Genomic DNA, 14,573 nt, shown 5'->3' with positions numbered 1-14,573 from the left:
GGAACGCACGCCCTCAGCCGACGCGGCTGAGCGAGCGCTCACCCCGCCATGCTACTTGCGGGTAACCAATGTGCACAGTCCCTGCCCCCGGAGCGGCGAAGGTCACACCCCCGCCCCGTCCCGCGACCCCCGCGCGCCCCCGGCGCGCGCCCGCCCGATCGGCCGGGCGGAGCGCCCCGAAGGGGTCGGATCGACCGGCCGGGACCTGCCGGTCACCGCGGTCCGGGGCGCGCCGGGCGGATCGTGTGCCGGAGGGCCGGAGCCCGCCGGCCCCGAGCCGCAGCGAAGGAGCCAGCATGCCCGTCCAGACCACCGACCACCCCGTGCAGCACAGGTCGTCCGTCCCCGCCAACAAGGACCAGTGGGTGAACCTGTTCGTGCGCGAGCACGACGGAACGCCGGCCGGCACCCCGCCGCACAAGCGCCGCTGCGTGCTGATGCTGCACGGGCGGACCATCCCGGTCCTGGCGATCTACGACACCGGCGCCGGCGACCGCAGCTGGGCGCAGGAGCTGGCGAAGACCGGCTACGACGTCTTCCTCATGGACCTCCAGGGCATGGGCCGCTCACCCCGCCCCGAGATGCACACCCCGTGCAACGCCAACCCGGCCCACCACGTCCGCGCGCTGACCCCCAACCTGCCGCTGACCGCGGACTGCGCGGTGCAGTACCCGCACCAGCTGGGCAACTCGCAGAGCGACTGGGACGAGGTCCACACCGTCGTCGAGTTCATCAAGAACCGCCACGGCGTGGACGCCGTGGACATGATCGGCAACTCCGCCGCCGCCATGGCCCTGGGGCCGTACTCGATCCAGTACCCGGACAACGTGCGCAGCCTCATGCTCCAGGGACCGGTCTTCAAGCCGGACGGCCCGAACAGCGCTCCCGGAACGGACTTCGGCGCCCCGTCCCCGCTGCCCCTGTCCACCCCGGCGGCCCAGTGGGGCTACCCGATGAGCCTCGGGACGAAGGACGGGGTGCAGAAGGCCTGGGACAACGAGACGGACCCGACCTGTCCCGACCAGCAGGACCCGCACGCGGTCGACCTCGTCTGGCAGGTGATGATGGACAGCGACGACAAGGGTCGCGACTGGGGCAAGGTGCTGCCCGACGGCAAGCCGGAAGGGCTGAGCCGCCAGCGCAATACCTTCTGGTGGGGCTGGAACAAGAAGACCGCGCCCCTGCACGGGGTGCTCGGAGGATCGGTCCCCGTGTGCCTCGTCGTCGGCGAGCTCGACAAGACCGTGACCACCAACGGCCTGTCGGTCATCGAGCTCTACAAGGCCGTCGCGGGCCCGGACAAGCTGCTGTTCAAGGTGGCGTGCGCCAGCCACCAGTGGCCCTGGGAGGCCCAGCGCACCACGCTGCACAAGATGTCGCACCAGTGGCTGAAGCAGAACGCCGTGTTCGGGCGCACCAGCGGCAGCTGGTACGTGGACAAGGGCGGCAGCGTCTCGCCCTGGCCCGTGTAGCGGGCGGACGGGGCGAGACGCTGCCGCGCTCAGGCCGTGGTCAGGGCCGTGACCAGAACCGGGGTCACCTGCTCGACCTGCCACGGGCGGGCACCGTAGCCGGTGAGCGCCTCGGCCACCGTGTCGGCGGCCACCCGCTGCGGCGGCTCCCAGCACAGCCGGCGCACGGTGTCGGGAGTGATCAGGTTCTCCTGGGGCAGCTTGAGCTGCTCCGCGAGCGCCGACACGGCGGCCCGGGCCGCGGACAGCCGGGCCGCGGCCTCCGGGTCCTTCTCCGCCCACGAGCGCGGCGGCGGCGGGCCGCTCGGGGTCTGCCCGGGCTGCGGGAGCTCCGAGTCCGGCAGGGCCTTGGCCCGGTCGACGGCCGCCATCCACTGCTCCAGCTGGCGCCGGCCCATCCGCTGCCCGTACCCGGGCAGCGCGGACAGCGCGTGGACGTTCACGGGGAGGGCGAGCGCCGCCTCGACGATGGCGGCGTCCCCGAGCACCTTGCCCGGGGAGACGTCGCGCCGCTGGGCGATGCGGTCACGGGTGGTCCACAGCTCCCGCACCACCGCCATCTGCCGGCGGCGGCGCACCTTGTGCATCCCGGAGGTCCGCCGCCACGGGTCCTTGCGGGGCGGTGCGGGCGGGGCGGCGGCGATGGCGTCGAACTCCTGGTGGGCCCACTCCAGCTTGCCCTGCCGGTCCAGCTCCTTCTCCAGCGCGTCGCGCAGGTCCACCAGCAGCTCGACGTCGAGCGCGGCGTACCGCAGCCACGGCTCGGGCAGCGGCCGGGTGGACCAGTCGACGGCGGAGTGCCCCTTCTCCAGCGCGTAGCCGAGCACGCTCTCGACCATCGCGCCGAGTCCGACGCGGGGGAACCCGGCCAGCCGGCCGGCGAGCTCCGTGTCGAACAGGGTGGTGGGCAGCATGCCTATCTCGCGCAGGCAGGGCAGGTCCTGGGTGGCGGCGTGCAGGATCCACTCGGTCCCGGCGAGCACCTCGCCCAGCCCGGACAGGTCGGGGCAGCCGACCGGGTCGATCAGCGCGGAGCCGGCCCCCTCGCGGCGCAGCTGCACGAGGTACGCGCGCTGGCCGTAGCGGTAGCCGGAGGCGCGCTCGGCGTCGACGGCGACCGGTCCGGTGCCGGCGGCGAAGGCCGCGATCACCTGGGCCAGGCCCGCTTCGTCCGCCACGACCGGGGGGATCCCCTCGCGTGGCTCCAACAAGGGAATCGGCAGCCCGTCGGAGGAGACTCCGTCGTCCGGGGGGCCGCCCCCGGTGGTGGTGCGCAGTGCCGCTGCTGCGGTCTCTTGGGCGTCGGTCACCCGTCAAGGGTATCCGGGCAGACGACGCGCCCGTCGCCGGAACGTTCCGTCGACGGGCGCGTGCTGTTCGTACGGCGTTGGTACGGCATTGGCGGGGCCGTGCCGGAGGGTCGGTGCGCAACGGTGCGGACCCCCGCCGCGGGAGGTCCCGGCCGCCGTATGACGGCCCCCGCCGTCAGTGGATGATCCCGGTCCGCAGGGCCACCGCGACCATGCCGGCGCGGTCGCCGGTGCCCAGCTTGCGGGCGATGCGGGCGAGGTGGGACTTGACGGTCAGGGCGGACAGCCCCATCGAGACGCCGATGGCCTTGTTGGACTGGCCCTCGGCGACCAGGCGCAGCACCTCGACCTCGCGGCCGGAGAGCTCGCGGTAGCCGCCCGGGTGGCTCGGGGCACCCGGGGGGCGGCGGTGCATCCGGGCTGCGGCGGAGCCGATGGGGGCGGCCCCGGGCCGGGTGGGCAGCCCGATGTTGGTGCGCGTACCGGTGACGACGTAGCCCTTCACGCCGCCGGCGAGGGCGTTGCGCACAGCGCCGATGTCGTCGGCGGCGGACAGGGCCAGGCCGTTCGGCCAGCCCGCGGCGCGGGTCTCGGAGAGCAGGGTGAGACCGGAGCCGTCGGGGAGGTGGACGTCGGCCACGCAGATGTCGCGCGGGCTGCCGACCCGGGGGCGGGCCTCGGCGATCGACGAGGCCTCGATGACGTCACGTACTCCGAGGGCCCACAGGTGACGGGTCACGGTGGAGCGGACGCGCGGGTCGGCCACGACGACCATGGCCGTCGGCTTGTTCGGACGGTAGGCGACCAGGCTTGCGGGCTGCTCGAGAAGAACGGACACCAGGCCTCCTGGGGGAGTGGCGGGACGGCGCCGGCTCGGGGAAGAAGCCGGTGCGAACCGTGCGGATGGTCACTGGTTCCTCCTTCGGCACGTCACCCGCCCGGCTTTAGGGAATGATCACGATTTGGTGAGTAACAATTCGGGCAATTCGGACGAGCGATCGATCACCGGGCGATCAGAAGGCCGCAGCGGGTGCGCCGATTTGACGCTTCATGGGTATTTCGCTCGGGTTCGCGGTCACCGCTACGGGTGGTCCGGCGCGCACCGTTACGGGTGGCCGCGTACGACGTGCGGCCGACCCGAGGTGTACCCCTACGGGTGGTGCGGACCGCGCCGCTGCGGTAGGGACACCACGGCCGTGTCCGCGGGCCCCGCCGGCGGCAGCCCCGCCACCTGGCACAGCAGTTCGCACCACGCCGACAGGTGGGCCGCCGTGTCCGGCACGCCGCCCACGCCCTCGCGCGGCGTCCACGACGCCCGGATCTCGATCTGCGTCGCCGGCCGGCGCTCCGCCAGCCCGCCGAAGTAGTGCGAGCTGGCCCGGGTCACGGTCCCGCCCGCCTCCCCGTACGTCAGCCCGCGGGCGTCCAGCGCGCCGGTCAGCCAGGACCAGCACACCTCCGGCAACAGCGGGTCCGCCGCCATCTCCGGCTCCAGCTCCGCCCGGACCAGGGTCACCAGGCGGAAGGTGCCGTGCCAGGCCTCGTGCCCGACCGGGTCGTGCAGCAGGATCAGCCGCCCGTCGGCCAGGTCGTCCTCGCCCTCCACGACCGCCGCCTCCAGGGCGTACGCGTGCGGGGCGAGCCGCTGCGGCGGCCGGGCCGGGTCGATCTCGATCCCGGGGCGCAGACGCGCCCTGCGCAAGCCGTCGACCGCCCGCCGGAACGGGAGCGGAACCGAGCCCTCCGTCGCGCCGCCCATGCCGCCGGCTCCCTCCGCGCCATCTGAAAATCGTCCCTGAGCCGCAGCCATGCGGGGAAGACTAGGCGGAGAGCGGGCCCGTTCAGCGCAAGGACACCCGCCCCGGGGCGGCCACTTCTTCATACGTGCGAAGATTTGGACCGTGAGCGCCATTGACAGGCCCGCGGGCCAGCCGAGCCAGACGTACGATTCCGCCTTCCTCAAGGCGTGCCGACGCGAACCCGTGCCGCACACCCCCGTGTGGTTCATGCGCCAGGCCGGCCGCTCGCTCCCGGAGTACCGCCAGGTCCGCGAGGGCACCGCGATGCTCGAGTCCTGCATGCGCCCCGACCTCGTCACCGAGATCACGCTGCAGCCGGTCCGCCGCCACAAGGTCGACGCGGCGATCTTCTTCAGCGACATCGTCGTCCCGCTGAAGGCCATCGGCATCGACCTCGACATCAAGCCCGGTGTCGGCCCGGTCGTCGCCCAGCCGATCCGCACCCGCGCCGACCTCGCACAGCTGCGCGACCTCACCCCGGACGACGTCCCGTACGTCACCGAGGCGATCGGCATGCTCACGGGTGAACTCGGCAGCACGCCGTTGATCGGCTTCGCCGGCGCTCCCTTCACCCTCGCGAGCTACCTCGTCGAGGGCGGCCCGTCCCGCAACCACGAGCACACCAAGGCGCTCATGTACGGGGACCCGCAGCTCTGGGCCGACCTCGTCGACCGCCTCGCCGAGATCACCTCCGCCTTCCTGAAGGTGCAGATCGAGGCCGGCGCCTCCGCGGTCCAGCTCTTCGACTCCTGGGTCGGCGCCCTGGCCCCGGCCGACTACCGCCGCTCGGTGATGCCGGCCTCGGCGAAGGTCCTGGAGTCCGTCGCCTCGTACGGCGTCCCGCGGATCCACTTCGGCGTGGGCACCGGCGAGCTCCTGGGCCTGATGGGCGAGGCCGGCGCGGACGTCGTGGGCGTCGACTACCGGGTCTCGCTGGACGAGGCCGCCCGCCGCGTCGGCCCCGGCAAGGCCCTCCAGGGCAACCTGGACCCGGCCGTCCTCTTCTCCACGCCCGAGGCGGTGCGCGCCAAGACCGACGAGGTCCTCGCCGCCGCGTCCGGCCTCGAGGGCCACGTCTTCAACCTGGGCCACGGCGTCCTGCCCACCACCGACCCGGACGCCCTGACGCGCCTGGTGGACTACGTCCACACCAAGACGCAGCGCTGACCGCGCCCTTCTGCTTCCGCCACGTCCGCTCCGCAAGGGTCACGCCCCGGCGGGGCGGACGTCCGCGTTCGGGCGGGGGACGGCGTCCTCGTCGCGGACGATCAGGAGGATCTGGTTCCGAGGGACCCGGCCGTCCGAGGTGGACTGGTCGTGCGCGATCAGACTCTGCCAGGTCCGGCGCAGCAGGCCGCTCACCTCGTGGTCCGTGTGACCCGCTCGGTGCAGGTCCGCCACGGCGGCGAGCAGCGCGAAGCGGGCGCAGGCGAAGGCCAGGGGGGCGTCGGGCGTCTCCCGGTCGCGGATCGCCGTGACGAGTCGTAGGACGCGGTCCACCGCATGCCGGACCAGGTCGGACGACTCCGGCGGCGGCGTGACGGTGTCGAGCAGGTCCTGCGCCCGGCGCAGCGTCGCGACCGGATCCTCTGGAGCGCGGGACGACTGCGCAGGGCGTGCGTTCGCGACGGCCATCAGCCAGGTGTCGAAGGCCTCGCGCAGGTCGGGCTCCTCTGCACCGACTGGTGGTTCCAGCGAGGCCGAGAGCAGGCGGCAACCCGTCACGGCGAGCTCCAGGGTGTGGCCGTGGGCGCCGAGAGCGAGGTCGATGACGGCGTCGAGGGCGCCGCCGAGTTCGGAGCCGGGGTCCGCTGCGAGTCCCAGCTCCTCGGTCAGGGACTGGGCGCGAGCGAGGTGCAGCGGCAGGTCGGGCTCCAGGGCCGGAAGCAGCTCCTCACGGGAGTCGGAGAGCACCCGGTCGAGAGCGGACGCCAGGGTCTCCTCGTGCGTCCGGGCGGAAGTGACGTCGAGGACGCCGCGTCCGAGAGTTGGGCCGAGCACCCGGCCCAGGGAGGCCGCGCGGGCGAGGTCTTCGGAGAGGCCGCCGATGACGCGTCCGGCTCGTTCGAGGGCGAAGATGCGGGTGACGTCGTGACCAGTGTGGATGGAGCGGGTGACGGCGCGACTACGGTCGGCGGCGAGTTCAGCGGCACGAGTGAGAACACGGACCGGGTCGCCCGAGCGGTCGGGGACGAGCGCCGCGATGATGTCCTCGACGTAACGGAGAGCGGGGTCGCCCGCCAGCTCGCCGCAGCGGTCGCGGGCCCGGCCCACGGAGTGCGCGACGGCCAAGGGGAGCAGTGACGCCAGCTGCGCGTGGGCGGGGTCGCCGGGCAGCTCGCCCGCGCGGGCGAGGGCGGTACGCAGCACCCTGACCCACCCCTCGATCAGGGTGCCCTGGCGGGGCGGTCTGATCAGGAGTCCCAGGTGGCGTGTCGCCACCCGGCGATCGGCTGCGGGAGTGAGTAGGAGCGTCGCCGTGTCGGAGACATAGGGCCAGGGGACGTCCGGTGGCTGGTACAGGGCCGGCCGGCCGCGGTCGCCGACCCAGACCGTGTGCCGGTTCAGGAGCGCGGCCGTCTCCGCCGCCGGGTCGGTCAGCTCTCCGGACCCCGTCAGCGCCGTCGGTGAGGGCAGTTCCCCCGGCCGCGGCAGCCGGTGGACGGCGTTTCCCGTCACCGTGTTGAGCCAGTCGACGAAGCGCTCGGTGTCTCCGGCGTGCATGCCCACGGCCGCCGTGCCGGCGGGCGGAGCACCGGGCTCTCCGTCGGCAGGGTCCGGGAGGCGGGGCCGGTGGCGCCCTGCCGCTTCCTCGTCGGCGGCGAAGTAGGCGTACAGGTCGCGCGAGACGGGACGCGCGCACAGGGCCGCGGAGCCGTCCACCGGAATGGTCTCGCGCAGGAGGCGGGTGGCCTGGATGCCGGCCAGAAGGCGCTCCCGGGCGGGGTCGTAGGGCTGGTCGGGGGCGGGCGGGGCCAGCTGGGCCTCGAGGCGGTCGCGGGCGGCGGGGTCGACCGTCCTGGCCTGGTCGGCGCAGTCGGCGGCCAGGGCCAGGGCCGGGACCGTGCCGGAGTCCAGGCAGGTGGTGATGACGTCGGTGGCGTCGTTGCCGGCGGCCCAGAGGAGGAGGGTCTCGCGCCACCACGGGTCGTCGGTGTTCGCGGTCAGCAGGCCGGTTTCGGCGCGGGGGGTGCTGAGCAGGGCGGCCGCGAGGTACTCCTGGAGGGTCAGGTGGGCGAAGCCGTACAGGCCGTGGTCGCGTTCGACCAGCAGGCCGCTCTTGCGGGCCTCCTCGAGGAACACTTCCGGGGTGACGGTGCCGGGGACCTGGCGCAATGGGCGGCGGATCGCCCGGGCGGCGTCGGCCGCGGGCCAGTCCCGGACCCGGGCCCGCATCATGGCCAGGGCGAGGTGCTGGACGACGTGCTGCTTGTGCGGACCGGTCAGGCCGGTGGCGTCGCGCAGGCCGCGCACCTCGTAGCGGCGGTGCAGCAGGACCTCGCACATCTCCTCGTACAGCTCGGCCCGGCTGCCGGGAAGCTGGCCGCCGTAGCGGTGCACGTTGGAGATCATCGTCAGCAGCAGCGGGTTGGAGGCCAGGTCGTACAGCGCCGACTGGGCCCTGAGGCGGGCCAGCAGGTCCCGCGCGCTGCGGTCCGCGGCCGCTCGTACACGGCGGTCGGTGTCGGCCCTGGTCCGCAGGCGGGCCAGCGGGCCGTCGGTGGCAGCGGTCGCCTCGCGCCGGGTCAGCGCCCGGGCACGGGTCTCCATCGCGTAGTGCCACTGGTGCAGGTAGCGGGAGATCTGCTCGCCGGTGAAGCGCCGCACCTGCAGCACCTCCGCCCGCGGCAGCGGGTTGGAGTGGTAGCCGTGCGGACGCGAGGTCACCACGTAGACGTTGTGGGGGTGGCTCTGCGTCTGCCGCACCACCCAGGCCACCACTCGGCTTCGGTCGGCCGGGTCGGCGACCTCGTCCAGGCCGTCCAGCAGCACCAGGCACCGGCCGGCGTCGAGTCTGCGGGCCAGCCAGCCGGCGGACACCTTCCCCTCGAGCCAGCCGGCGGAGACGGCGACCTCCGCCAGGGACGGCGGCTCGTCGGCCAGCAGCGCCGCGGCGTGGTCCCGCAGGTAGAGCAGCACCGGCAGCCGCCGAGCCCACGGCCGCCGGCCGTGTTCGCACAGCGCGAGCGCCGTGCTGCGGGCCAGGGTGGTCTTGCCCGACCCGGGGCCGCCGATCACCGCCAGGATCCGTGTGGCGTCCGCGTCCTCGGCGTCCTGGAGGACCGAAGCGAGGCTGCGGCGCCTGCCCGCGGCCGCTGCTTCCTCGTCTGGCACCGTTCCCAGGTACGGAGCCGCGGCGGTCCCCTGCACCGTCCCCGGGGCCAGGCTGACGTCCACGTACACCTGGTGCATGCGCAGCACGAATTCGCCGTGCGTGGCGATCCCCACCGTCTCCATGTCCCGCACGCTCGCCCGCAGCTGCCGCAGGTAGACCCGGCGGCCGCCGCGTGCGCCTCCGCCGGCCCGGGCGGCGGCGGTCGGCCCCTCCGAGTAGAGGAACGCCAGGACCGCCACCGCCAGCGAGACGTACAGCCACGGCCCGCTGAGCTCCCCGTCGTTGAGGATCTGGTTCACCGCCACGCCGACCGCGACCGTCAGCGCCGCACTGCCCAGGATCCGGATCACCCGCCGCACCCTCGCCCACCCCCTCGTCCGCACCCCACCCCACGCGTACGAGGCTGTCTTCCCGCACCCGCGGCCGGCTCACACCCCCGCGGAGCGGACCGCGTGGACGGCCTTGCGGGCGGCGACCAGGATCGGGTCCCAGACGGGGGAGAAGGGCGGGGCGTAGCCGAGGTCGAGGGAGACGACCTGGTCGACCGTCATGCCGGCCGTCAGGGCCACCGCGGCGATGTCCACGCGCTTGGCGGAGCCGGCGCCGCCGACGATCTGGACGCCGAGGAGGCGGCCGGTGCGCCGCTCGGCCAGCATCTTGACCGTCATGTCGGTGGCCCCCGGGTAGTAGCCGGCGGTGGTGGTGGAGCTGATGGTGGCGGTCACGAAGCGCAGCCCCACCGCGAGCGCGTCCTTCTCCCGCAGCCCGGTGCGGGCGATCTCCAGGTCGCAGACCTTGCTGACCGCGGTGCCGACCACGCCCGGGAAGGTGGCGTAGCCGCCGCCCACGCCCGAGCCGATGACCTGGCCGTGCTTGTTGGCGTGGGTGCCGAGCGGGATGTGCCGGTGCCGGCCGGAGACCAGGTCCAGGACCTCCACGCAGTCCCCGCCCGCCCACACGTTCCCGTACCCGCGCACCCGCATCGACAGGTCCGTGAGCAGCCCGCCCGACTCGCCCAGCGGCAGGCCCGCCGCGCGGGCCAGGGCGGTGCGCGGTTCGACGCCGATGCCGAGGACCACCACGTCCGCCGGGTACTCCTCGCCCGCCGCGGTGGTCACCGCCCGGGCCCGGCCGTCGGCGTCGGTCAGCACGCCGGTGACCTCGGCGCCGGCCACCGTGCGGATGCCCATGGCGTTCATCGCCGTGTGCACCAGCCCGCCCATGTCCGGGTCGAGGGTGGCCATGGGCTGGGGTCCCCGGTGCAGCACCGTGACGTCGTAGCCCCGGTTCACCAGCGCCTCGGCCATCTCCACGCCGATGTACCCGGCGCCGACGACGACCGCGCGGCGGCCCTCCGTACGGTCCAGCGTCCGCAGCAGCGACTGCCCGTCGTCGAGGGTCTGCACCCCGTGCACCCCGGCCGCCGAGAGCCCCGGCAGCCGGGGGCGGACCGGGCGGGCGCCGGTGGCCAGCACCAGCTTGTCGAAGCCGGTCCACTCCTCGTGCCCGTCCTCCAGGTCCCGTGACCGCACCCGCCCGCCGGCCAGGTCCAGCTCGGTGACCTCGGTCCGCATGCGCAGGTCGATGCCGCGGTCCCGGTGCTCCTTGGGGGTACGGGCGACCAGCGCGTCCCGCTCGGGCACCTGGCCGCCGATCCAGTACGGGATCCCGCACGCGGAGTACGAGGTGAAGTGCGACCGCTCGAAGGCCACGATCTCCAGGTCCCCGGGCCCCCTGAGCCGGCGGGCCTGCGACGCGGCGGACATCCCCGCCGCGTCGCCCCCGACGACCACCAGCCGTTCCGCCGCCATCGCGCCGCTCCTTCCGCCCGTCCGTGTCCCGTCCGGGAACACGCTACGTCCGCAAGGGCGTTCAGTCGCGCGGCGGCTCGGGGGAGCGGGGCTCCGGAATGTCGGCGCGGTCGCCGGCCCGGGGCTCGGGAACGGACTTCGGCGTCGTCGGACCCGCCGTGCCCGCCGTGCCCGTCGGCCCGGACGGCGCGTCGGGCCCGGCGTCTCCGGACCCCGCGTCAGGCCCGCCGCCGACCCGGCCGCGCCGCACGCGCCGTACGCCCACCGCCACGGCCGCGATCAGCGCCGCGGTGAGCAGGAACGGCAGTACGGCGCCCAGCACCAGCACGATCCACCGCACCACCGCGGTGAAGGCCGCCCAGCCGCCGGCCAGCGCGTCGGTGAAGCCCGGCTCGTCGTCCCGCTCCGGCGCGGGCGACTCGGAACCGGGCTGCGAGAGCGTCAGCGTGATGGTGGCCAGCGAGGTCTGGTCCTTGAGCGCGTCCCGCTGCGCCAGCAGGGACTCCAGCTCCGCCTGACGGCGGCTCAGCTCGCCCTCCAGCATGACGACGTCGCTCAGCTGCGAGGCCCGGTCCATCATCTCCCGCACCCGCGCCACGCTCGCCTGCTGCGACTTGACCCGGCTCTCGACGTCCACCACCTGCTGCGTGACGTCCTGCGCGTCGACCTTGCGGTTCAGCAGCCGGCCGCCGCCCTCCAGGGAGGCCAGTACCGCGTCGAAGCGGTCGACCGGCACCCGGAGCGTGACGTCGGAGAAGATCGCCCCGCGCGGCGGCCCGCCCTCCTTGCCGTAATCCTCGCGGCGCGTGGACTCGTTGCCCACGTAGCCGCCCGCGTCCACCGCCGCCGCCCGGGCCGCGGCCAGTGCCCGCTGGACGTCCTTGACCTCGATCGACACCCGCGCGGTACGGATGATCCGGGCCCGCACGGCGGGGGCCCTGGCGCCCTTGTCGGAGGACCCCGAGGAGCCGCCCGAGGACCCGGACGCCCCGGACGACCCCGAGGCCCCCGACGACCCCGAGGCGCCCGCCCCGCCCGGCGCCGGGGCGGCGTTCTCGGCGCCCTGCCGTCCCGCGTACCCGTCCTTGGCCGAGCCGGCCGCGGAGTCGTTCGCCGCGCACCCGGTCAGCGCCAGGGCCCCTGCCAGGGACAGGGCCGCCACCGCCGTGCCGGTACGTCGTCCTCCCGTACGGACTGCCCGCATCGGGCCACCCCCAAGGTTCGTGTGCCGTCCGGACCGTGGTGTCCGGATCACGTCGTCGCCGGTTCGACGTACCGGCGGACGGCCCGGGTTGCGTCCCGCCCGTTCCGAACCGGTCACGGAACGGCCTCGGTACGGGAACCGGGCCCCGAGCGGCGGATGAGACGATGGGCCCATGCACGAAGCGGACACGGGTACGAGCACGGACGGGAACGGCGCCGCGCACGTCGTCGTCATCGGCGGCGGCATCGCCGGACTCGCCGCCGCGCACCGGCTGGTCGGCACCGGCGCACGGGTGACGCTGCTGGAGGCCTCCGACCGGCTCGGCGGCAAGCTGCACGCCGGGGAACTCGCCGGCGTCCCCGTCGACCTGGGCGCCGAGTCCCTGCTCGCCCGCCGCCCCGAGGCCGTCGGCCTGGCCCGTGAGGTCGGCCTCGGCGACGCCCTCCAGCCGCCCGCCACCGCCAGTGCCGCCCTGTGGACCCGCGGCGCGCTGCGGCCGCTGCCGCGCGGCAGCGTCATGGGCGTCACCGCCGACACCGAGGTGCTGCGCGAGGCCGGGATCCTCTCCGCCGAGGGCCTGCGCCGGGTCGCCCAGGACGCCGAGCTGCCCCCGACCGAGGTCGGCGAGGACATCGCCGTCGGCGCGTACGTCGCCGCCCGGGTCGGCCACGAGCTGGTGGACCGGCTCGTCGAACCGCTGCTCGGCGGCGTGTACGCGGGCGACGCCTACCGCATCTCGCTGCGCGCCGCCGTCCCCGCCCTCTACGCGGCCGCCCGCACCCACGGCACGCTCGGCGCGGCCGTACGGGCCGCCCAGGGCGATGCCGCCGCGGCCGCCCGCACCAGCGTCATCGGCGCCGCCGCCACCGGACCGGTCTTCCAGGGCATCGCGGGCGGCATCGGCCGGCTCCCGCTGGCCGTGGCCGACGCCGTGCGCGCGGCCGGCGCCCGCGTCCTGACCGGCACCGCGGCCACCGGACTGGCCCGGACGGCCGCCGGCGGCTGGCGGGTCACCGCCGCCGCCCCGGCGGGCGCCGAGGTCCTCGACGCCGACGCCGTGGTCCTCGCCACCCCCGCTGGCCCGGCCGCCCGGCTGCTGGCCGACCAGGCCCCGGCCGCCGCGGCCGAGCTGCGCGAGGTCGAGTACGCCTCCATGGCCCTGGTCACCATGGTCCTGCGGCGCGCGGACCTGCCCGCCGACCTGGCCGGCAGCGGCTTCCTCGTCCCGCACGCGGACGGCCGCACGATCAAGGCGTCCACGTTCTCCGGCAACAAGTGGGGCTGGTCCGGCCAGGCCGACCCCGAGCTGTTCGCGCTGCGCACCTCCGTGGGCCGGTACGGCGACGAGGGAGACCTCAAGCGCGAGGACGGCGAACTGGTCGAGGCCTCCCTCGCCGACCTCCGCGCGGCGGTGGGCCTGGCCGCCCGGCCCGTGGCGGCCACCGTGACGCGCTGGGACGGCGGCCTCCCCCAGTACCCCGTCGGCCACCTCGCCCGGGTGGCCCGGATCCGCGCGGCGGTGGCCGCGCTGCCCGGTCTGGCGGTGTGCGGAGCGCCGTACGACGGGGTGGGGATCCCCGCCTGCATCGCCAGTGCCGAGGCCGCCGCACGGACCGTCACGGAGCGCCTGGCCGACCGCCCCGCTGCTCCGCGGCAGCCCTGAAACGGCCCCTCCCGCAGCTCAGGGGCACCCTGGCGCGGAGCACTGATTCGGACACGGGACAATAGGCGCATGACTGCACCAGAGAAGATCCCCAACGCGGGGAAGAAGGCCAAGGACCTCAACGAGGTCATTCGCTACACGCTGTGGTCCGTCTTCAAGCTCAAGGACGTGCTCCCCGAGGACCGCTCCGGCTTCGCCGAAGAGGTGCAGGAGCTGTTCGACCAGCTCGCCGCGAAGGACATCACCGTCCGGGGGACCTACGACGTCTCCGGCCTGCGCGCCGACGCCGACGTCATGATCTGGTGGCACGCCGAGACCGCGGACGAGCTGCAGGGCGCCTACAACCTGTTCCGCCGCACCAAGCTGGGCCGCGCCCTGGAGCCGGTGTGGTCGAACATGGCGCTGCACCGCCCCGCGGAGTTCAACAAGTCGCACATCCCGGCCTTCCTGGCCGACGAGGTGGCCCGCGACTACGTCAGCGTCTACCCGTTCGTGCGCTCGTACGACTGGTACCTGCTGCCGGACGAGGACCGTCGCCGCATGCTCGCCGACCACGGCAAGATGGCCCGCGGCTACCCGGACGTCCGCGCCAACACCGTCGCCTCGTTCTCGCTGGGCGACTACGAGTGGCTGCTGGCCTTCGAGGCCGACGAGCTGTACCGCATCGTCGACCTCATGCGCCACCTGCGCGCTTCCGAAGCCCGTATGCACGTCCGTGAAGAGGTGCCCTTCTTCACCGGACGCCGCAAGTCCGTCGCCGACCTGGTCGCCGGACTCGCCTGACCTCCCCAGGGGGGATGGACCGGGGGCCAGGGCCCCCGGTGGTCGGAGGTGGACCGCCTCCGGCACCACGCCGGAGGCCAGCCGCACTCCGGTGAAGGACCGGAGGGCCTGCGCACTCCGGTCACGGACCTGAGGCCAGCCGCACTCCGGTCCGCACCTCGGGGGTCCGCCCCCGAAACGACGCAGCCGGACCCG

At 74.6% G+C, this 14,573-nt stretch carries 10 protein-coding genes; 4 read left to right on the top strand and 6 right to left on the bottom strand.

The window, feature by feature from the left end; genetic code table 11:
- Positions 1 to 296 precede the first annotated feature (296 nt).
- A complete protein-coding gene (locus ACIQCH_RS20505; RefSeq protein ID WP_402582733.1) occupies positions 297 to 1,472 on the top strand; it encodes an alpha/beta hydrolase in 1,176 nt (391 codons plus the stop codon).
- 29 nt (positions 1,473 to 1,501) lie between these two features.
- On the opposite strand, the gene ACIQCH_RS20500 is transcribed toward ACIQCH_RS20505, so the two are convergent.
- From ACIQCH_RS20500 to ACIQCH_RS20490, 3 genes are all read right to left on the bottom strand, one after another.
- A complete protein-coding gene (locus ACIQCH_RS20500) occupies positions 1,502 to 2,782 on the bottom strand; it encodes an HRDC domain-containing protein (RefSeq protein ID WP_402582732.1) in 1,281 nt (426 codons plus the stop codon).
- A gap of 175 nt (positions 2,783 to 2,957) precedes the next feature.
- A complete protein-coding gene (locus ACIQCH_RS20495; RefSeq protein ID WP_030202492.1) occupies positions 2,958 to 3,620 on the bottom strand; it encodes a response regulator transcription factor in 663 nt (220 codons plus the stop codon).
- Positions 3,621 to 3,932: 312 nt separating this feature from the next.
- Positions 3,933 to 4,592, bottom strand: coding sequence for a DUF3000 domain-containing protein (locus tag ACIQCH_RS20490; RefSeq protein ID WP_402582729.1), 660 nt, complete (start codon positions 4,590 to 4,592; stop codon positions 3,933 to 3,935).
- Between the two features lie 91 nt (positions 4,593 to 4,683).
- Between ACIQCH_RS20490 and hemE the strand changes: the two genes are divergently transcribed.
- Positions 4,684 to 5,748, top strand: coding sequence for a uroporphyrinogen decarboxylase (gene hemE / locus ACIQCH_RS20485; RefSeq protein ID WP_402582727.1), 1,065 nt, complete (start codon positions 4,684 to 4,686; stop codon positions 5,746 to 5,748).
- 39 nt (positions 5,749 to 5,787) lie between these two features.
- Here hemE and ACIQCH_RS20480 read toward each other — a convergent pair whose 3' ends face one another.
- The 3 genes from ACIQCH_RS20480 to ACIQCH_RS20470 all read right to left on the bottom strand — a co-directional run bounded on the left by ACIQCH_RS20480 (position 5,788) and on the right by ACIQCH_RS20470 (position 11,932).
- On the bottom strand, positions 5,788 to 9,267 hold the full coding sequence (locus tag ACIQCH_RS20480) for an NACHT domain-containing protein (RefSeq protein ID WP_402582725.1): 3,480 nt from the start codon (positions 9,265 to 9,267) through the stop codon (positions 5,788 to 5,790).
- Between the two features lie 78 nt (positions 9,268 to 9,345).
- Positions 9,346 to 10,728, bottom strand: coding sequence for an FAD-dependent oxidoreductase (locus ACIQCH_RS20475; protein ID WP_402582723.1), 1,383 nt, complete (start codon positions 10,726 to 10,728; stop codon positions 9,346 to 9,348).
- 61 nt (positions 10,729 to 10,789) lie between these two features.
- Positions 10,790 to 11,932 (bottom strand): DUF4349 domain-containing protein, encoded by a 1,143-nt coding sequence (locus ACIQCH_RS20470; protein ID WP_402582721.1) that lies wholly within the window; start codon positions 11,930 to 11,932, stop codon positions 10,790 to 10,792.
- Positions 11,933 to 12,104: 172 nt separating this feature from the next.
- On the opposite strand from ACIQCH_RS20470, the gene hemG reads away from it, so the two are divergent.
- Together hemG and hemQ are read left to right on the top strand one after the other, a co-directional pair.
- A complete protein-coding gene (gene hemG / locus ACIQCH_RS20465) occupies positions 12,105 to 13,595 on the top strand; it encodes a protoporphyrinogen oxidase (protein ID WP_402582719.1) in 1,491 nt (496 codons plus the stop codon).
- A 69-nt stretch (positions 13,596 to 13,664) separates the two neighbouring features.
- Positions 13,665 to 14,378, top strand: coding sequence for a hydrogen peroxide-dependent heme synthase (gene hemQ / locus ACIQCH_RS20460; RefSeq protein ID WP_030202513.1), 714 nt, complete (start codon positions 13,665 to 13,667; stop codon positions 14,376 to 14,378).
- Positions 14,379 to 14,573 lie beyond the last annotated feature (195 nt).

It is taken from the genome of Streptomyces sp. NPDC093225, assembly GCF_044753805.1.
Taxonomy (GTDB): domain Bacteria; phylum Actinomycetota; class Actinomycetes; order Streptomycetales; family Streptomycetaceae; genus Streptomyces.
This window is presented reverse-complemented; position numbering and strand designations above follow the sequence as displayed.

Bases quoted from the DNA above. Each gene is read 5' to 3' on its own strand.
- hemG (WP_402582719.1), top strand. From the start codon at position 12,105: ATGCACGAAGCGGACACGGGTACGAGCACGGACGGGAACGGCGCCGCG.
- ACIQCH_RS20470 (WP_402582721.1), bottom strand. From the start codon at position 11,932: ATGCGGGCAGTCCGTACGGGAGGACGACGTACCGGCACGGCGGTGGCG.
- ACIQCH_RS20490 (WP_402582729.1), bottom strand. From the start codon at position 4,592: ATGGCTGCGGCTCAGGGACGATTTTCAGATGGCGCGGAGGGAGCCGGC.
- hemQ (WP_030202513.1), top strand. From the start codon at position 13,665: ATGACTGCACCAGAGAAGATCCCCAACGCGGGGAAGAAGGCCAAGGAC.
- ACIQCH_RS20475 (WP_402582723.1), bottom strand. From the start codon at position 10,728: ATGGCGGCGGAACGGCTGGTGGTCGTCGGGGGCGACGCGGCGGGGATG.
- ACIQCH_RS20505 (WP_402582733.1), top strand. From the start codon at position 297: ATGCCCGTCCAGACCACCGACCACCCCGTGCAGCACAGGTCGTCCGTC.